The 17,490-nt window shown below is 71.9% G+C and carries 17 protein-coding genes; 8 read left to right on the top strand and 9 right to left on the bottom strand.

The features are described 5' to 3' along the window. Positions 1-50: 50 nt before the first annotated feature. Positions 51-635: a TIGR03086 family metal-binding protein gene (locus tag ABT129_RS06055; RefSeq protein ID WP_351897147.1), complete on the bottom strand. Its 585-nt coding sequence runs from the start codon at positions 633-635 to the stop codon at positions 51-53. A gap of 251 nt (positions 636-886) precedes the next feature. On the opposite strand from ABT129_RS06055, the gene ABT129_RS06050 reads away from it, so the two are divergent. Continuing rightward, positions 887-1,747 carry a DUF6597 domain-containing transcriptional factor gene (locus ABT129_RS06050; RefSeq protein WP_351897145.1) on the top strand — a complete coding sequence of 287 codons (861 nt, stop codon included), beginning with the start codon at positions 887-889 and terminating at the stop codon, positions 1,745-1,747. Here the strand turns inward: ABT129_RS06050 and ABT129_RS06045 are convergent. Continuing rightward, entirely contained in the window at positions 1,744-2,193 is a 450-nt protein-coding gene (locus tag ABT129_RS06045; protein WP_351897142.1) for a GNAT family N-acetyltransferase, read from the bottom strand. The genes ABT129_RS06050 and ABT129_RS06045 overlap by 4 nt on opposite strands. Positions 2,194-2,560: 367 nt before the next feature. Between ABT129_RS06045 and ABT129_RS06040 the strand changes: the two genes are divergently transcribed. Beyond that, on the top strand, positions 2,561-3,298 hold the full coding sequence (locus ABT129_RS06040) for a Mut7-C RNAse domain-containing protein (protein WP_351897139.1): 738 nt from the start codon (positions 2,561-2,563) through the stop codon (positions 3,296-3,298). A gap of 114 nt (positions 3,299-3,412) precedes the next feature. On the opposite strand, the gene ABT129_RS06035 is transcribed toward ABT129_RS06040, so the two are convergent. Continuing rightward, positions 3,413-3,898 (bottom strand): MarR family winged helix-turn-helix transcriptional regulator, encoded by a 486-nt coding sequence (locus tag ABT129_RS06035; RefSeq protein WP_351897137.1) that lies wholly within the window; start codon positions 3,896-3,898, stop codon positions 3,413-3,415. Positions 3,899-3,954: 56 nt separating this feature from the next. Next, positions 3,955-4,515, bottom strand: coding sequence for a TetR/AcrR family transcriptional regulator (locus ABT129_RS06030; RefSeq protein WP_351897134.1), 561 nt, complete (start codon positions 4,513-4,515; stop codon positions 3,955-3,957). Between the two features lie 115 nt (positions 4,516-4,630). Between ABT129_RS06030 and ABT129_RS06025 the strand changes: the two genes are divergently transcribed. After that, on the top strand, positions 4,631-6,055 hold the full coding sequence (locus tag ABT129_RS06025) for an FAD-dependent monooxygenase (RefSeq protein ID WP_351897132.1): 1,425 nt from the start codon (positions 4,631-4,633) through the stop codon (positions 6,053-6,055). Positions 6,056-6,084: 29 nt separating this feature from the next. Here the strand turns inward: ABT129_RS06025 and ABT129_RS06020 are convergent, their stop codons facing one another. Further along, entirely contained in the window at positions 6,085-6,546 is a 462-nt protein-coding gene (locus ABT129_RS06020; RefSeq protein ID WP_351897129.1) for a hypothetical protein, read from the bottom strand. Between the two features lie 197 nt (positions 6,547-6,743). On the opposite strand from ABT129_RS06020, the gene ABT129_RS06015 reads away from it, so the two are divergent. Next, positions 6,744-7,508 (top strand): SDR family NAD(P)-dependent oxidoreductase, encoded by a 765-nt coding sequence (locus ABT129_RS06015; RefSeq protein ID WP_351897127.1) that lies wholly within the window; start codon positions 6,744-6,746, stop codon positions 7,506-7,508. Between the two features lie 58 nt (positions 7,509-7,566). Here ABT129_RS06015 and ABT129_RS06010 read toward each other — a convergent pair whose 3' ends face one another. Then, on the bottom strand, positions 7,567-8,760 hold the full coding sequence (locus tag ABT129_RS06010; protein ID WP_351897124.1) for an RtcB family protein: 1,194 nt from the start codon (positions 8,758-8,760) through the stop codon (positions 7,567-7,569). Between the two features lie 174 nt (positions 8,761-8,934). On the opposite strand from ABT129_RS06010, the gene ABT129_RS06005 reads away from it, so the two are divergent. The 3 genes from ABT129_RS06005 (at position 8,935) to ABT129_RS05995 (ending at position 12,198) form a co-directional block, all read left to right on the top strand. Further along, positions 8,935-9,810, top strand: a complete 876-nt coding sequence (locus ABT129_RS06005; RefSeq protein WP_351897122.1) for a DUF3558 domain-containing protein — start codon at positions 8,935-8,937, stop codon at positions 9,808-9,810. Between the two features lie 130 nt (positions 9,811-9,940). Beyond that, positions 9,941-10,675, top strand: coding sequence for a DUF3558 domain-containing protein (locus ABT129_RS06000; RefSeq protein ID WP_351897120.1), 735 nt, complete (start codon positions 9,941-9,943; stop codon positions 10,673-10,675). A 119-nt stretch (positions 10,676-10,794) separates the two neighbouring features. Next, on the top strand, positions 10,795-12,198 hold the full coding sequence (locus ABT129_RS05995; RefSeq protein ID WP_351897117.1) for a DUF2637 domain-containing protein: 1,404 nt from the start codon (positions 10,795-10,797) through the stop codon (positions 12,196-12,198). Positions 12,199-12,285: 87 nt separating this feature from the next. Here ABT129_RS05995 and lysS read toward each other — a convergent pair whose 3' ends face one another. After that, positions 12,286-14,010: a lysine--tRNA ligase gene (gene lysS / locus ABT129_RS05990; protein WP_351897115.1), complete on the bottom strand. Its 1,725-nt coding sequence runs from the start codon at positions 14,008-14,010 to the stop codon at positions 12,286-12,288. 207 nt (positions 14,011-14,217) lie between these two features. Here lysS and argS point away from each other — a divergent pair, with 207 nt between their 5' ends. Then, the gene (argS, locus tag ABT129_RS05985) at positions 14,218-15,984 is read left to right on the top strand and encodes an arginine--tRNA ligase (RefSeq protein ID WP_351897112.1); all 1,767 of its coding nucleotides are present in this window, start codon (positions 14,218-14,220) and stop codon (positions 15,982-15,984) included. A 94-nt stretch (positions 15,985-16,078) separates the two neighbouring features. Here the strand turns inward: argS and ABT129_RS05980 are convergent, their stop codons facing one another. Together ABT129_RS05980 and hemB are read right to left on the bottom strand one after the other, a co-directional pair. Then, complete coding sequence (locus ABT129_RS05980; protein ID WP_351897578.1) at positions 16,079-16,348, bottom strand: DUF1876 domain-containing protein; 270 nt, start codon at positions 16,346-16,348, stop codon at positions 16,079-16,081. A 62-nt stretch (positions 16,349-16,410) separates the two neighbouring features. Beyond that, complete coding sequence (hemB, locus tag ABT129_RS05975) at positions 16,411-17,415, bottom strand: porphobilinogen synthase (protein WP_351897110.1); 1,005 nt, start codon at positions 17,413-17,415, stop codon at positions 16,411-16,413. Positions 17,416-17,490: the final 75 nt, after the last annotated feature.

The raw sequence follows: 17,490 nt of genomic DNA, 5'->3' as shown, positions 1-17,490 counted from the left end.
CTCAGGACTCGGGACTCAGGACTCGGGACTCAGGACTCGGGACTCGGGACTCAGGCCTTCCAGGCCCGCGGATCACGCCCCGTGGTCGCAAGCAGGCGCTCGAAGACGGTGGCGTCCCCGGGCGGCTCGACGGCCTCGCCGAAGACGTTCATCTTCCGGGCCATGGGCGCCATCCGCTCCACCTCCTCGACGAGCCCCGCGACCACCGCCGGGTCGGCCTCGTAGCTCCGCCCGGTGGCGCGGGCCAGGTCCCAGGCGTGCACGGTCAGGTCGAGCAGCACCATCGAGCCGACGGTCCGCGCGGGCAGCCCCATGGCGCCGGTGGTGCCCTCCTCGGCGTCCGGCGCCGACCAGGCCTCGACGAGCTTCCCGGTCTCGGCCTCGAAGCGCTCGCGCCAGTCGGCCTCGGCGAGCCGGTCGGGAGTCGAGGCGAAGTCGGCCGACTGCTTGGCGGCGAGGGCCTGGAAGTTCACGACGACGCCGAAGAGGTGGTTCAGCAGGGCGCGCACGTCGTACTCGCCGCAGGGCGTGGGCGCGCCGAGCGAGGTGTCGGCGGTGTCCCTGATCAGGGGCGTGGCGTGGGTGGCCGCGGTACGGAGCAGGTCACCGATGCGGGGCGGGGCCTCGTTCGTCATGGGAGCGACGCTAGGGGAGCGCCCCGGTCGCCGTCTTGAAGAAACACGCCAGGACGACCCCGTCCCCCGGTTCCGGCCCCGTCGCCGGCCCCCGATTCCTTCCCCGGCTCCCGGTTCCGGCCTCGGCCCCCGGTGTTCCGGCCTCGGACCCCGGTGTTCCGGCCTCGGACCCCGCCACGGGCTGCGGTCCCGGCCACGGGGCTCTCCGACGGACCCGGCCGTGATCCGCCGGGCGGCCCTAGCATCGGAGGATGTCCGACTCCGCTCCCCGCCGGGACACCCGGGGCATCGTCGACCCCGCCGAGCTGCTCTCCCGCGTCCGTTTCCGCCGCCACACCCCGGCGCCGGAGCTGCGGCCCTACCTGGAGCACTACTGGCTGATCGACTGGGAGCTGCCGGAGCCGTACGCGACCCATGTCGTCCCGCACCCGTCGGTGAACATCGTCTTCCAGCGGTACGGAGCGCTCGGCGCCCCGGCGAAGCCGGCGGACGCGTCCGCCGAGGTCGCCGGGATCGGGCTCGGGCTCTTCACCCAGAAGCTGGCGGAGACGGGGCGGGTCTGCGGGGTGCAGTTCCGACCGGGCGGCTTCCGCCCCTTCGCGCCCGCGTGGCCGGTGTCGACCTGGACGGGCCGCCGGGTCCCCCTCACCGAGGTGTTCCCGGACACGGACCCCGACCTGCCGTCCACCGTCCTCTCCCCCGACACCGACCACGCGCGCGTGGCGGCGCTCGACGCCTTCCTCCTGGCCCACGGCCCCGCCCCCGACCCGGTCGCCGACCGGGCCATGGAGCTGGTGGACCTGGTCCGCTCGGACCGCGCGGTCCGCAAGGTGTCCCAGCTGGCGGCGGCATCGGGGCTGTCGGCGCGCTCGCTCCAGCGCCTCTTCGCGACCGGCGTCGGCGTGGGCCCGAAGTGGGTGATCCTGCGCTACCGCATCCACGAGGCCCTGGAACGCGCCGAGGCCGCGGAGGCGGCGGGCGCCCCGGACTGGGCGGCGCTGGCGACCGAGCTGGGCTACAGCGACCAGGCCCATCTCGTAAGGGACTTCACGGCGACGGTCGGGGTGCCGCCGACGGCGTACGCCCGGGGGCGCTCCGAACCAAGCCCCTAGGAGGCGTCGTCCGGTGCGGTGAGCGTCCGGGAGAAGTGGAAGGCCACGATGTCGAAGCGCTCGCGCAGGTAGAAGCGGTGGGCCCCGGTGCGGTGAGTGCCGGAGTCGAGGGTGAGCTCGTGGCAGCCGGCGGCGCGGGCGTGGCCCTCCAGGTGGGCGACGAGCGCGTGACCGACCCCGGTGGAGCGGGAGGCGGCGGCGGTCACGAGGTCGTCGACGTAGAGATTGCGCAGGGTGCTGGTGTTGTTGACGACGCGCCAGCCGGCCGCGCCGACACAGCGGCCCTCGTCGGTGTAGGCGGCGCTGAAGCGCAGGCCCTGGGGGTGCCCCGCCTCGTACACCTCCCGGAAGAGCTCCGGGGTGAGGTGGGGGCGGAGCTCGGAGAGTACGGGCAGGAGGTCGCTCTCCAGCCGGGGGTCGCCGGGACCGAGGTCGATGATCTTCATGCCGGGACCGTACCTCAGGGTTTTGTCCGGGTTGACGCGTGTGGCACGACCCTGGATATTTATCTGCGTGACGCAGATGATGTGTCACGCAGGTGTGAATACGCTCTCCGTCCCGGAAGGACACCCCCATGACCGTTCTCGTCACCGGTGGCCGCGGCCGCGCCGCCGCCGCCCTGCTCGACCTTCTCGACGCCGCCGGCATCGAGGCGAAAGCCGGTTCCAGGAACCCGGCGGACCTCTCACCACCCTCCGGGGTCGACACCGCCCCCGCCCCACCCTGGCCTCGCCCCCGCCCTGGCCCCGCCCCCGCCCCGGGCAGCGCCGAATTACCTGGCCGTCCCTCCCGCCCCGGTGCGATCCTGTCCCGGTGAACGGACCGGAGATCCACATCAGTTTCGCCCCCGGCCTGGGGCTGTTCGTATCGGCGGAGCGCCGCTCGGGCCGGACGGCCGTGACCACCGACGGCGCCTCCTCGCTCGGCCATGTCGTGGAGTCGCTCGGCGTCCCGCTCACCGAGGCCGGACGGCTCCTGGTCGACGGGCGGCCCGTCGACACCTCGCACGTCCCGGCCGCGGGCGAGACGGTCGAGGTGGAGAGCGTCGCCCGCCCGCAGCGGGTGCCGGGAGCGCCGCTCCGCTTCCTGCTCGACGTGCATCTGGGCACGCTGGCCCGGCGCCTGCGGCTGCTCGGGGTGGACGCGGCGTACGAGAGCGAGGACATCGGCGACCCCGCCCTCGCCGCGCTCTCGGCGCGGGAGGAGCGGGTGATGCTCTCGCGGGACCGCGGTCTGCTGCGCCGCCGCGAGCTGTGGGCGGGGGCCTACGTCTACAGCGACCGCCCGGACGACCAGCTCCGCGACGTCCTTGAGCGGTTCGCGCCGCCGCTCGCGCCCTGGACGCGGTGCACGGCGTGCAACGGACGGCTGAGCGACGCCGACAAGGACGCGGTGCGCGAGCGCCTGGAGCAGGGCACGGAGAAGACGTACGACGTGTTCGCCGAGTGCGTGGAGTGCGGCCGGGTCTACTGGCGCGGCGCCCACCACGCCCGCCTGGAGGCGATCGTCTCCGACGCGGTACGGGAGTTCGGCGCCACGAAGACCGGCTGACGACGACCGACGGACGGCACCCGGCACCCCCGCACCCGCCGCCGGGCCGGCGGCCGGCCCGGAGCGACCCCCGTCGCTCCGGGTTGCTCCAGGTCGCTCCGGGGCCCCCGCGGTTCAGTCCAGGTCGCCGCCGCGCAACCGATCGATCTGCGCGGCGCTGACCTCGACGGTGCGTCGCATATGGGCGATGAGCAGGGCGACCTCGGCGTCGCTGTAGACGTCGAACATCGTGCCCCAGGCCCCGTTGAGCTTGCGCCACAGGGCGCCGAACTCCGCGATCCGCTCGGGCACGAGGGCGACCAGGACCCGGCGCCGGTCCTCGGTGTCCCGTTCGCGCGTCACATAACCGGACCGCTCCAGGCGGTCGACCAGCCGGGTCGCGGAACCGGTGGTGAGCCCGGTCAGCTCGGCGACCCGTCCGGTGGTCACCGGCCCCGGCTCCAGGCTGAGCAGGTTCAGGCACTGCACATCGGTCGGGTGGAGCCCCAGATGGTCGGCGACGGCCTGGTTGAACAGGGCGTAGGCCGCCATGTAGCGGCGCGCCTCCCCGTACAGCTCGGTCATCAGCGCGCCGCGCCGGGCGGAACTCTTCTGCGTCATGCAGGGATTGTACGAACCGGACACCGCCCCGCCCCGGGCCCGTGGGCCCGGCCGCCTCAGGGCGTCTCGGCCGTCAGATAGCGCTGCACGGTCGGGGCCAGCCAGGCGACGATCTCCTCGCGGGACATCTCGACGGCCGGCGGCAGGCGCAGCACGTAGCGGGTGAGCGCCATGCCGAGGATCTGGGACGCGACGAGCGCGGCCCGCTTCGGGGCCTCCGCCGGGTCGGGACAGACGCCCCGGGTGACGGGCCCGAGCTGCGAGGCGAAGATCTCCTGCATCCGTTCGGCCCCGGCGGCGTTGGTGACCCCCACCCGCAGCATCCCGGTGAGGACCTCGTCCCGCTCCCAGCGCTCCAGGAAGTGGGTGACCAGGACGGCCCCGATGTGCCGCGCGGGCAGGGCGCCCAGCTCCGGCAGGCCGATCTCGATCTCGGAGGCGGCGGCGAACAGGCCCTCCTTGTTGCCGTAGTAGCGCATGACCATCGACGGATCGATCCCGGCGTCGCGCGCGATGGCCCGGATGGTGGCGCGGTCGTATCCGTCGGAGGCGAAGCGCTCGCGGGCGGCCTCCAGGATGGCGGCCCTGGTGGCGTCGGAGCGGCGGGCGGTCGTCATATCAACGACTGTAGGCCAACAGGCGTTGACACTCCATCGGAGCCGCCCCTACAGTTGCCAACAAGCGTTGACCAACAGGCGTTGGCCAACGGTCGTGGGCACCCTGGAGGCAGCCATGAGCAGCACGGAGCGGACCGACACCCAGGTACTCGTCATCGGCGCCGGCCCCACCGGCCTGCTCCTCGCCGGCGACCTCGCCGCCGCCGGCGTCGACGTCACCCTCGTCGAGCGCCGCCCGCACGGCCTCGCCAACATGACCCGCGCCTTCGGCGTCCACGCCCGCACCCTGGAGCAGCTCGACGCCCGCGGTCTCGCCGACGAACTCCTCACCACCGGCACGACCCTCGGCCGCGCCCGGCTCTTCGGCCGCCTCGACCTCGACCTCACCCGGCTGCCCAGCCGCTTCAACCACCTGCTCGTCACCCCGCAGTACGAGGTCGAGCGCCTCCTGGAGCGCCGCGCGGAGGCCGCCGGGGTCACCTTCCGGTACGGGACGGAGCTGCGCGGAGTGCGCCAGGACGCCGACACGGTCACGGCCGAGCTCACCGGCCCCGACGGAACCCGGCACACCCTCACCGCCCGGCACCTGGTCGGCACGGACGGCGTCCGCAGCGCCGTCCGCAGCGCCCTCGGCCTGCCGTTCCCCGGCGGCTCCGTCATCCGCTCCCTCGTCCTGGCCGACGTCCGTCTGACGGACGAGCCCACCGAGTCGTTCAGCGTCGACGGCTCCGGCGACAGCTTCGCCTTCCTCGCCCCCTTCGGCGACGGCTGGTACCGGGTGATGGGCTGGAGCCGCACCCGTCAGGTCGACGACGGCGAACCCGTCGACCTGGACGAACTCCGCGAGATCACCCGCGGCGCCCTCGGCACCGACCTCGGCATGCACGACCCCCGCTGGATCTCCCGCTTCCACAGCGACGAGCGCCAGTCCCCCTCCTACCGGGTGGGCCGGGTCTTCCTCGCCGGCGACGCCGCCCACGTCCACTCCCCGGCCGGCGGCCAGGGCATGAACACCGGACTGCAGGACGCCGCCAACCTCTCCTGGAAGCTCACCGCCGTCCTGCGCGGCACCGCCCCCGACCCGGACGCCCTCCTCGACAGCTACCACTCCGAGCGCCACCCGGTCGGCGCCACGGTGCTGCGCACCAGCGGCGCGCTCGTCCGCCTCGCGATGGCCCACAGCCCCCTCACCCGGGCCGCCCGCTCCCTCGCCGCGGGCTTTCTCAACGCGGTGCGGCCCGCCTCGGCCCGCGCCATGGGCATGATCAGCGGAATCGGCATCGCCTACGCGCCCCCGGCGGGCTCCCACCGCCCCGCGGGCCGCCGCGCACCGGACATACGGCTGCGCGAGGGCCGGCTCTACGAACTGCTGCGCGCGGGCGAGTTCGTCCTGATCGCGCCGGAGGGACCTCCCCCGGCCCTGCCCGCGGCCGCCCCCGTCTCCCCCGGCCACCTGGTGCGGGCCACCTGGCCGGACCCGGCGCGACGGACCGCGGTACTGATCCGCCCCGACGGCCACATCCACTGGACGAGCCGCTGAGAAGGACCCCACCTCACCGGAGGCAGCGGTCAGAAGACGTACGGATCACCGGTGGCGAGGACGAGCACGCGGTGGCGGTCGTTGACCGGGTTCCGGTCGGTCGCCCCGTCCCGCCAGGCGGTGGTGATGTCCACGGTCAGCTCGTCCGGGAAGCCCGCGGTCCGCAGGTCGAAGGCCAGCTCACCGCCGCCTCCCGCGACCCGCAGCTCGCCCGTACGGCAGGAGACCACCCGGTCGCTGCTCCACAGACAGGCCTGCGGCAGCTCCTGGCCACCCGCCATCGGCTCCGAGAAGGCGAGCCGGACGGTCGCCTGGGAGAGGTCGGAAGGGCCGAGGTTCTCGCTCACCAGCCAGACACCGACGCCGCCGCCCCAGAGGGAGACATGACCGTGATGGGCCACGTCCGCCTCGGGTGCGACCACCGGCCCCACGGCGCCGGCACTCGCGCCCGCGCCCGACACCACCGTGGCCACGAGAGCGACCCCCAGCACACCCTTCCGAAATCCATACATAAGCTCAAAATACCCACAGACCAGCCCACCTTCTGACAATCCGCCAGCCAGCGTGTCCCCCGGCGCGCCACCCGGCCGACCGGCCGCCCGGCGTCTCCGCGAGGGCCGGCCCGGCACCCGCCTATCCTGGCCGGGCGATCGACGTAATCGACCATCTGCGCGAGGAGCACCACGTCATGACTGCCCCCGGTACCCCCATCGCCGTCGTCACCGGAGCGAGCAGCGGAATCGGCGCCGCAACGGCCAGGCAGCTGGCCGCCGCCGGTTACCGCGTGGTCCTCACCGCCCGCCGCAAGGACCGCATCGAGGCCCTGGCCGCCGAGATCAACGAGGCCGGGCACCAGGCCGCCGCCTACGCCCTCGACGTCACCGACCGCACGGCGGTCGACGAGTTCGCCACCGCCTTCCGCACCGTCGCCGTCCTCGTCAACAACGCGGGCGGCGCGCTCGGCGCCGACCCCGTCGCCACCGGCGACCCCGCCGACTGGCGCCAGATGTTCGAGGTCAACGTCATCGGCACCCTCCACATGACGCAGGCCCTGCTCCCCGCCCTCACCGCGAGCGGCGACGGCACGGTCGTCGTCCTCTCCTCCACCGCCGGCCACTCCACCTACGAGGGCGGCGCCGGCTACGTCGCCGCGAAGAACGGCGCCCGCGTCCTCGCGGAGACCCTCCGCCTGGAGATCGTGGGCACCCCGGTCCGTGTCATCGAGATCGCCCCCGGCATGGTCAAGACGGACGAGTTCGCCACCACCCGCTTCCGCGGCGACACCGACAAGGCCGCCAAGGTCTACGCGGGCGTGGCCGAACCCCTCACCGCGGACGACGTGGCCGACACCATCACCTGGGCCTGCACCCGCCCCCCGCACGTCAACATCGACCTCCTGGTCGTGCGCCCCCGGGCCCAGGCCTCCAACACCAAGGTCCACCGCGAGCTCTGAGCACACGGAAGGGGCCGGCGCGCCGCGCCGGCCCCTTCCACCCCCGTGCGGGGAGGGCTCACCCCTTCACGCAGATGACCTGCTTCAGCTTGGCGACGACCTCCACCAGGTCCCGCTGCTGGTCGATGACCTTCTCGATCGGCTTGTACGCGCCGGGGATCTCGTCCACCACACCGGAGTCCTTGCGGCACTCCACGCCCCGCGTCTGCTCCTCCAGGTCCCGCGTCGAGAACCGCCGCTTCGCCTCGCTCCGGCTCATCTTCCGGCCCGCGCCGTGCGAGGCCGAGTTGAAGGACGCGGTGCTCCCGAGGCCCTTCACGATGTACGAGCCGGTGCCCATCGAGCCCGGGATGATCCCGAACTCCCCGGAGCCGGCGCGGATCGCGCCCTTCCGCGTGACCAGCAGGTCCATGCCCTCGTACCGCTCCTCCGCCACGTAGTTGTGGTGGCAGGAGATCACCTGGTCGAAGGTCACCCGGGCCTTGCGGAACTCCCGCCGGACGACCTCCTGGTACAGCGCCATCATGATCGCGCGGTTGTACTTCGCGTACTCCTGGGCCCAGAACAGGTCGTGCCGGTAGGCCGCCATCTGCGGGGTGTCCGCGACGAACACCGCCAGGTCACGGTCGACGAGCCCCTGGTTGTGCGGCAGCTTCTGCGCTTCGCCGATGTGGAACTCCGCCAGCTCCTTGCCGATGTTCCGCGACCCGGAGTGCAGCATCAGCCACACCGAACCGGAAGTATCGATACAGAACTCCACGAAGTGGTTGCCGGCTCCGAGCGTTCCCATCTGCAGCGAGGCCCGTTCGCGACGGAACTTCACCGCATCCGCCACCCCGTCGAACCGCGACCAGAAGTCGCCCCACCCCGCCGTCGGGAACTGGTAGAGCCGCCCCGGGTCCACCTCGGAGCGGTGCATCCCCCGCCCCACCGGAATCGCCTGCTCGATCTTCGACCGGAGCCTCGACAGATCGCCCGGCAGGTCGTTCGCCGTCAGCGAGGTCTTGACCGCCGACATGCCGCAGCCGATGTCGACCCCGACCGCCGCCGGACAGACCGCCCCCTGCATCGCGATCACCGAACCGACCGTCGCGCCCTTGCCGTAGTGCACGTCCGGCATCACGGCGAGGCCCTTGATCCACGGCAGCGTCGCCACGTTCCGCAGCTGCTGCATGGCACCGCCCTCCACCGTGGAGGGGTCCGCCCACATCCGAATGGGAACGTTCGCCCCAGGTACCTCTACGTACGACATACTTCCTCGATTCCCCCGAAAAGTCTGATAACGCAAAAACCGGCGCCAAAGCCCGTACAGGTGACAGCGGACCGGCATCAACAGCTGCGTGTGCGATAGACATTGTGTCCATCGGCCGGCTTCGCGCGGCAAACAGTTTTCGGGAAAGACTTCGGGAGAAGGGAGCCTGGGACCGTGCAGCGAAAGAGGTACGCCCCCGGCCGCACCGGGTCCACGGCTCGCACCGCCGTCGTCCTCGCACTCGGCCTCGGCCTGGGAATCGGCCTCACCGGCTGCTCCTCGGGCACACCGGCCGACGACATCGCCGTCGACGCCAAGGCCGGCCCCGCCGCGCCCGTCGCGCCGCCCGGCCGCTACCGCACGCTCTTCGAGCCCTGCGGCGCCGTCCCCCAGGGCGCGCTCAAGGAGCTGCTCCCCGGCGCCGCCGCCCTGGCCGACCCGGAGCGCGACAAGGCGTACCGCGGCGTCGCCGCCGTGACGTACGACACCGACCGGCGCGTCGGCTGCACGTGGCGAGCCGACACCCCCGACATCTCGCACCGGCTCGCGCTCGACATCGAGCGGGTCGTCTCGTACGACACCACCATCAGCGACGACGACCGGGCGCAGGACGTCTACGCCCGCAAGCAGGTCGCGGCCGGCATCCCGCTGCCCCAGACCACCCCGACGCCGACGCCCTCCGGCACGTCGACGGCCACCGGCGGGACGCCGGGCGGCACCCCTTCGGCCACGACCCCGCCCGGCAAGGCCACGAAGGGCACCACCGCCCCCGCCTCCGGCGCCACCCCCGCGGACCCCGCCGCCACGGGTCTCGAACCGCGCGTCCTGGAGGGCCTCGGGGAGATCGCGTACCTCGACGACGTCCTGAGCACGGTCGGCGCGAACGGCCATCAGCGCGCCGTCAGCGTGGTGTTCCGCACATCCAACGTCATCGTGACCGTCTCCTACCAGGAGCAGACCACCGGTTCCGCCGAGGCCCCGGACAGCCTGGAACTGCAGGAAAGGGCCCGGAATCTGGCCCGGCTGCTCGCCGAGCGCCTGGAGGAGTAGCCCTCCGCACCCTCTCCGCGAGCGGACGACGACCACGTAACGTGTCGGCGTACCCGTGGCCCCACGCCGTGGCCGTACCCGTGGCCGCCGGAGCACCGGCCGGACCGTACGACAAGCGACTGAAGGAACCATGCAGCGATCAGCCCCGCGACTCACCCGCATACTCGCCTGCGCCGCCGTCCCGGTGATGCTCGTCGTCGCCGGCTGCTCCTCGGACTCCGGCGACAGCGGCTCCGGCTCGGGTTCGAAGGACAAGGCGGGCCCGTCGGCGTCCGCGACCCCCTCGCCCTCGCAGACGACGAAGGCCGTCGAGCCGGCGAAGTTCGCGAAGCTGCCGCAGGCCTGCAAGTCGGTCACCGCGAAGACGACGGCCGCGCTGGTGCCCAAGGCGAAGACGAAGAGCGGCACGCCGGCCGTCTCCAGCGACCTCGCCAGCCGCGGCGGCTGCTCGTGGAACGGTCTCGACGACAAGGGCGTGAAGGGCTCTCAGTACCGCTGGCTCGACGTGTCGTTCTACCGGTACGACTCCGACTCCTCGCTCGGCAGCGGCCAGGACCGCGCGCGGGAGAACCTCGCCAAGGAGCTCGCCAAGATCGAGGCGACGCCGAGCGCGAAGAAGCTCCGCACCACGACGGCCACGGGGATCGGCGACGAGGCGACGTCCGTCGCGTACCAGGTGCGCAAGACCGACGAGGACTTCGTCTACGGCTCGATCGTGGCGCGCACGGGCAACGTGCTGGTGCTGCTCTCGTACAACGGCGCCGGATACGCGGGCGCGGCCACCCCGTCGGAGAAGACGGTCATGGACGGCGCGGTGAAGGCGGCCAAGGAGGCCGTGGCAGCGGTCGCGGCCGCAAACAAGTAGGCACAAACCCGCACAGAGCGATACGTAAGAGCGGAGCCCGTCCCTCCCCCGGGGGCCGGGCTTCGTTCACATGTGCCACTCTGTGCGCGCGAGATGTCGATTGACGGGAGGGATCGCGGGTGGCCGCGATGCAGCTGACACGCACACACCGGATACTCATCGGCCTCGTCATCGCCGGTGCGCTGATCATCGCGGGGATCGGTTTCGCGGGTTCGTACGCCGCCGTGCGCGAGCTCGCACTGCAGAAGGGCTTCGGCACCTTCTCGTACTTCTTCCCGATCGGCATCGACGCGGGCATCTGTGTGCTGCTCGCCCTCGACCTGCTGCTGACGTGGCTGCGCATCCCCTTCCCGCTGCTGCGGCAGACGGCCTGGGTGCTGACGGCGGCGACGATCGCCTTCAACGGCGCGGCCGCCTGGCCCGACCCGCTGGGCGTCGGCATGCACGCGGTGATCCCGGTGCTGTTCGTCGTGGCCGTCGAGGCCGCGCGGCACGCGGTGGGCCGGATCGCGGACATCACGGCCGACAAGCACATGGAGGGTGTCCGGATCACCCGCTGGCTGCTCTCCCCGGTGCCGACGTTCCGGCTGTGGCGCCGGATGAAGCTCTGGGAGCTGCGCTCCTACGAGCAGGTCATCAAGTTGGAGCAGGAGCGGCTGATCTACCAGGCGCGTCTCCAGGCCCGTTACGGGCGGAGCTGGCGCCGCAAGGCGCCGGTGGAGGCGCTGATGCCGCTGCGGCTCGCGCGGTACGGCGTGCCGCTGGCGGAGACGGCGGCGGCGGGTCTCGCGGCGGCCGGCATCGAGCCGGCGGTGCTCCCCGCCCAGGGGCAGTCGCAGGTGGAGCTGGCGCAGTCGGCTCAGCAGCCGCAGCTCCAGCCGGTGGCGCAGGCTCCCCAGCCGCAGCAGCTGCCGCAGCCGGGTCAGCCGCAGCTCCCCCAGGGCCAGGCACAGGGCCAGGGGCCCGTGCAGGGCCAGGGCCCGGCACAGGGTCCGGTACAGGGCCGGCCTCAGCCGCAGAGTCAGCCTCAGGCGCAAGGTCAGGCGCAGGGCCAGGCGCAGGGGCCCTCGCAGGGCCCGGCGCAGGACCCGTCCGAGCCGCCGAACCACCACAGCCCGTGGTTCCAGTCGCCGCAGCTCCCGTCGGAGGCCCACGAGACGGCGTACGCCCCCCAGTTCGTCGAGGGCCTGGAGCCGACCCCGGTCGCGGTGCCGCTCGGCCCCGAGGACGCCCCGCTCCCCGACCCCCGGCAGGAGCAGGGCCCCGAGAGCTTCGAGGAGTACCCCGAGTACGTCGATCCGGAGCCCCCGGTCGACGACTTCGAGGAGTCCGTCTACAAGCTCACGTGGTCGTACGCCCACGAGAACAACCGGTTCCCGGCCGAGGGCGAGCTCCAGCGACTGGTCGCGGACCACTACGGCCTCCAGGAGTTCCCGGACACCGAGGTCGACGCCCTGCGTCAGCTGGCCCCCAGGGTCGAGCAGCGCATCCAGCGGGAGATGGCCGACTTCGACACCCCCTGACATCCCGCGCACAGCGAGAAGGGCCGCCGCCCGGAATCCGGGCGGCGGCCCTTTCGCACGCCGAGGTCACTCCCTCGGGTCAAAGGCTCACGCGCCGAGCAGCTTCCTCACCCGGTCCGCGCCCACGGCCAGGAGCAGCGTGGGCAGACGCGGCCCGGTCTCCCGGCTGACGAGGAGCTTGTAGAGCAGGGCGAAGAAGGCGCGCTGCGCCAGCTTCAGCTCGGGCGTCGGCTTGGCCTCGGGGTCGAGACCGGCCATGATCTTCGGCACGCCGTAGACGAGGGTGGTGAGCCCGTCGAGCGACCAGTGGGTGTCGAGGCCCTCCAAGAGCAGACGGAGCGACTCGCGGCCCTCGTCGTCGAGGGAGCCGAGGAGCTCGGTGTCGGGCTCCTCGCGGACGATGGTCCGCTGGTCGGCCGGGACCTGGCTGGTGATCCAGTTCTCGGCACGGTCGAGCCGCGGCCGGACCTCGTCGAGCGTGGTGACCGGGTTCTCCGGGTCGAGCTCGGTGAGGATGCGGAGGGTCTGCTCGTCGTGGCCCGCGGTGATGTCCATGACCGAGGCGAGCGTCCGGTACGGGAGCGGGCGCGGGGTGCGCGGGAGCTCGCCCGCGGCCGTGCGGGCGGCGCGGGAGTGCGCCGCGGCGTCGGCCGGCAGCACGGTGCCGTCGGCGACCTTGGCCTCCAGCTTGTCCCACTCGTCGTAGAGCCGCTGGATCTCCTGGTCGAAGGCGATCTTGAAGGACTGGTTGGGCCTGCGGCGGGCGTACAGCCAGCGCAGCAGCGGCGCCTCCATGATCTTCAGCGCGTCGGCGGCGGTCGGCACGCCCCCGCGCGAGGAGGACATCTTGGCCATGCCGCTGATGCCGACGAAGGCGTACATGGGGCCGATCGGCTGGACGCCGTCGAAGATCTCACGGACGATCTGGCCGCCGACGACGAAGGACGAGCCGGGCGAGGAGTGGTCCACGCCGGAGGGCTCGAAGATGACGCCCTCGTACGCCCAGCGCATGGGCCAGTCGACCTTCCAGACCAGCTTGCCGCGGTTGAACTCGCTGAGCTTCACGGTCTCGGCGAAGCCGCAGTCGGCGCAGGTGTAGGCGAGCTCGGTGGTCTCGTCGTCGTACGAGGTGACGGTCGTCAGGTCCTTCTCGCACCGTCCGCAGTACGGCTTGTACGGGAAGTAGCCCGAGGCGCCGCCGGAGCCGTCGTCCTCGCTCGCGGCGCCGGAGCCCTCCTCGGCCTCCAGCTCCGCCTCGTCGAGCGGCTTCTGCGACTGCTTCTTCGGCGCCTTCTTCGTCCGGTACTGGTCGAGGATGGCGTCGATGTCGCCGCGGTGCCTCATGGCGTGCAGGATCTGCTCGCGGTAGGTACCGGCGGTGTACTGCTCGGTCTGGCTGATCGGGTCGTACTCGACGCCCAGCTCGGCCAGGGCCTCGACCATGGCGGCCTTGAAGTGCTCGGCCCAGTTCGGGTGGGACGAGCCGGCGGGGGCCGGGACGGAGGTCAGCGGCTTGCCGATGTGCTCGGCCCAGGACGCGTCGATGCCCTCGATGCCGCCCGGCACCTTGCGGTAGCGGTCGTAGTCGTCCCAGGAGATCAGGTGCCTGACCTCGTGTCCGCGGCGACGGATCTCGTCGGCGACCAGGTGCGGGGTCATGACCTCGCGGAGGTTGCCGAGGTGGATCGGGCCGGACGGGGAGAGGCCGGAGGCGACGACGACCGGTTTGCCAGGCGCACGTCGCTCCGACTCGGCGATGACCTCGTCCGCGAAACGGGAGACCCAGTCGGTCTCGGTGCTGCTCTGAGCCACGGTCGGTACGTCCTTCTTCCTGAGGAGTGCTGCCTGACAGCCCTACGTGAGCCATTCTCCCAGACGGAAGAGCGCACTCCGTGGTTGTCCACAGCCGGAGATCGTGTGCTGCCCGAGGTTGTCCACAGGCGGGGAAATCACGTTGCGCTCCCATGGGACACTTGACAAGCGAATTAGACCTGACGAACTCAACAGGAACGGAAGCTCATGGCCTCGGTCCCTTCCCTCGCTTCGACCGTGCAGCAGCGCCTCGCGGACGGCCTCTCGGCGGCTCTGCCGGATGCCGGCTCCGCCGACCCGCTGCTGCGACGAAGCGACCGGGCCGACTTCCAGGCCAACGGCATCCTGGCGCTCGCGAAGAAGCTCAAGGGGAACCCGCGTGAGCTGGCGACCCAGGTCGTCGCCGCGATCCCGGAGAACGACGTCCTGGCGGAGATCGAGGTGTCGGGCCCCGGCTTCCTGAACATCACGGTGACGGACGCGGCGATCGTGCGGACCCTCGCGGCCCGTGCCGCCGACGCCCGGCTCGGCGTGCCGTTCAACGAGTCGGCGGGCACGACGGTCATCGACTACGCCCAGCCGAACGTGGCGAAGGAGATGCACGTCGGGCACCTGCGGTCCGCCGTCATCGGTGCCGCGATGGTCGAGATCCTGGAGTTCACCGGCGAGAGCGTGGTCCGCCGGCACCACATCGGCGACTGGGGCACCCAGTTCGGCATGCTCATCCAGTTCCTGATCGAGCACCCGCACGAGCTGGACCACAGGGCCGAGGACGGCGGCGAGGTCTCCGGCGAGGAGGCCATGTCGAACCTGAACCGGCTCTACAAGGCCTCGCGCGCGCTCTTCGACTCCGACGAGGAGTTCAAGACGAGGGCCCGTGCGCGGGTGGTGGACCTCCAGGCCGGTGACGCGGAGACGCTCGCGCTCTGGCAGCGGTTCGTCGACGAGTCGAAGATCTACTTCTACTCGGTCTTCGACAAGCTCGACATGGACATCCGGGACGCCGACGTCGTCGGCGAGTCCGGCTACAACGACATGCTGGCGGAGACCTGCGCCATCCTGGAGGAGTCGGGCGTCGCCGTCCGCTCCGAGGGCGCGCTGTGTGTCTTCTTCGACGACGTGAAGGGTCCGGACGGCAACCCGACCCCGCTGATCGTCCAGAAGTCCGACGGCGGCTTCGGCTACGCGGCGACGGACCTGTCCGCGATCCGGGACCGGGTGCGGAACCTGAAGGCGACGACCCTGCTGTACGTGGTCGACGCCCGCCAGTCGCTGCACTTCAAGATGGTCTTCGAAACGGCCCGCCGGGCCGGCTGGCTGAACGACGACGTGAAGGCCGTCCAGCTTGCCTTCGGCACGGTCCTCGGCAAGGACGGCAAGCCGTTCAAGACCCGTGAGGGCGAGACGGTCCGGCTGGTGGACCTGCTGGACGAGGCGATCGACCGGGCCTCGGCCGTCGTCCGCGAGAAGGCCCAGGACCTCACCGAGGAGGAGATCGCCGAGCGCGGTACCCAGGTGGGCATCGGCGCGGTGAAGTACGCGGACCTGTCGACCTCGGCGGCCCGTGACTACAAGTTCGACCTGGACCAGATGGTCTCGCTCCACGGCGACACCTCGGTGTACCTGCAGTACGCGTACGCCCGTATCCAGTCGATCCTGCGCAAGGCGGGCGACGCCAGGCCGGTCGCCCACCCCGAGCTGGCCCTGGCCCCTTCGGAGCGCGCCCTCGGCCTGCACCTGGACGCCTTCGGCGAGCAGATCGCGGAGACGGCCGCGGAGTACGCGCCGCACAAGCTGGCGGCGTACCTCTACCAGCTGGCCTCGCACTACACGACGTTCTACTCGGAGTGCCCGGTCCTGAAGGCGGACACCCCGGAGCAGGTCGAGAACCGTCTCTTCCTCTGCGAGCTGACCGCCCGCACGCTCCACCAGGGCATGGCCCTCCTGGGCATCCGGACGCCCGAGCGCCTCTGACGGCCCCGCGGCACGGCGACAGGGCGAAGCCCCCGATACGGAACACCGTGCCGGGGGCTTCGTCGTCGGATCTCCGTCGGATCGTCGTCGGGGGTCAGCGGAGATTGTGCGAGGTCCGGCCCGACACCTGGTCGATCTCGGTGTGGGCCTTCTGGAGCAGCTGGGAGGCGAGGTCCATCAGCGCGCGTGCGCCGGCGATCTCCTCGCCCACCCTCAGCTGGTCCGGGTCGGAGGGGTGCCGGTTGGCGGTGCCGTGGGCCCGGAACTCGGTGCCGTCGGAGAGCCGGACCATGGCCGCGGCCCGTGTCCGGTCGCCTTCCTCCTGGAACTCCATCTCCACGTGCCATCCGACAAGCGTGTGCATCATGAGGACCACCTCCAGCGAGGTACCTGTCGGCTACCTCTCCAGAGTGCGCCGGACGGCCCTCAGTGGCGAGCCGACCCGAGGTTCCGCGCGGCCTCGGTGGCCCAGTAGGTCAGGATCATCTGGGCGCCGGCCCGGCGGATTCCGGTGAGGGTCTCCATGATCGCCCTGTCGCGGTCGATCCAGCCCTTCTCGGCGGCGGCCTCGACCATCGAGTACTCACCGCTGATCTGGTAGGCGGCGACGGGCACGTCCACGGACGCGGCGACCTTCGCGAGGACGTCGAGGTAGGGCCCGGCGGGCTTCACCATCACCATGTCGGCTCCCTCCTCCAGGTCGAGGGCGAGTTCGCGCATCGACTCGCGGAGGTTGGCGGGGTCCTGCTGGTAGGTCTTGCGGTCGCCCTTGAGGGAGGAGCCGACGGCCTCGCGGAAGGGGCCGTAGAACGCGGAGGAGTACTTCGCGGTGTACGCGAGGATCGACACGTCCTCCCGGCCGATGGTGTCGAGGGCGTCGCGGACCACGCCGACCTGGCCGTCCATCATTCCGGAGGGGCCGACGACGTGGACGCCGGCGTCGGCCTGGACCTGGGCCATCTCGGCGTAACGTTCCAGCGTGGCGTCGTTGTCGACGCGGCCCTCGGCGTCGAGGACGCCGCAGTGCCCGTGGTCGGTGAACTCGTCGAGGCACAGGTCGGACATGACGACCAGCTCGTCGCCGACCTCGGACCTCACGTCGCGGATCGCGAGCTGGAGGATTCCGTCGGGGTCGGTGCCCGCCGTACCGACGGCGTCCTTCTTCGCGTCGTCGGGGACGCCGAAGAGCATGATCCCGGAGACTCCCGCCTCCAGCGCCTCGACGGCGGCCTTCCGCAGCGTGTCGCGCGTGTGCTGGACGACGCCCGGCATGGCCTGGATGGGCACGGGCTCGGTGATCCCCTCGCGCACGAACGCGGGGAGGATCAGATCGGCGGGGTGCAGCCGCGTCTCGGCCACCATCCGCCGGAGGGCAGGCGTCGTCCGCAGCCGCCGCGGCCGCGCCCCGGGAAAGGATCCGTACGAGTTCATAAACCCGAGGCTACGCCCGCCCAAACAGTGGTTTTACCGACACGGTGTTGCCGCCGGGCACGCGAATCCCCGGGC

The sequence above is a fragment of the Streptomyces sp. NPDC002057 genome (assembly GCF_040296665.1).
Classification (GTDB): Bacteria; Actinomycetota; Actinomycetes; order Streptomycetales; family Streptomycetaceae; genus Streptomyces.
The sequence above is the reverse complement of the archived record's forward strand: the minus strand, read 5'-3'. Positions and strand labels throughout refer to the sequence as shown.

Coding starts and splice junctions, on each gene's coding strand:
- ABT129_RS06000 (WP_351897120.1), top strand. CDS start 9,941: ATGCAGCGATCAGCCCCGCGACTCACCCGCATACTCGCCTGCGCCGCC.
- ABT129_RS06045 (WP_351897142.1), bottom strand. CDS start 2,193: ATGAAGATCATCGACCTCGGTCCCGGCGACCCCCGGCTGGAGAGCGAC.
- ABT129_RS06055 (WP_351897147.1), bottom strand. CDS start 635: ATGACGAACGAGGCCCCGCCCCGCATCGGTGACCTGCTCCGTACCGCG.
- ABT129_RS06015 (WP_351897127.1), top strand. CDS start 6,744: ATGACTGCCCCCGGTACCCCCATCGCCGTCGTCACCGGAGCGAGCAGC.
- ABT129_RS06025 (WP_351897132.1), top strand. CDS start 4,631: ATGAGCAGCACGGAGCGGACCGACACCCAGGTACTCGTCATCGGCGCC.
- ABT129_RS05980 (WP_351897578.1), bottom strand. CDS start 16,348: ATGCACACGCTTGTCGGATGGCACGTGGAGATGGAGTTCCAGGAGGAA.
- ABT129_RS06035 (WP_351897137.1), bottom strand. CDS start 3,898: ATGACGCAGAAGAGTTCCGCCCGGCGCGGCGCGCTGATGACCGAGCTG.
- hemB (WP_351897110.1), bottom strand. CDS start 17,415: ATGAACTCGTACGGATCCTTTCCCGGGGCGCGGCCGCGGCGGCTGCGG.
- ABT129_RS06010 (WP_351897124.1), bottom strand. CDS start 8,760: ATGTCGTACGTAGAGGTACCTGGGGCGAACGTTCCCATTCGGATGTGG.
- ABT129_RS06050 (WP_351897145.1), top strand. CDS start 887: ATGTCCGACTCCGCTCCCCGCCGGGACACCCGGGGCATCGTCGACCCC.
- ABT129_RS06030 (WP_351897134.1), bottom strand. CDS start 4,515: ATGACGACCGCCCGCCGCTCCGACGCCACCAGGGCCGCCATCCTGGAG.
- argS (WP_351897112.1), top strand. CDS start 14,218: ATGGCCTCGGTCCCTTCCCTCGCTTCGACCGTGCAGCAGCGCCTCGCG.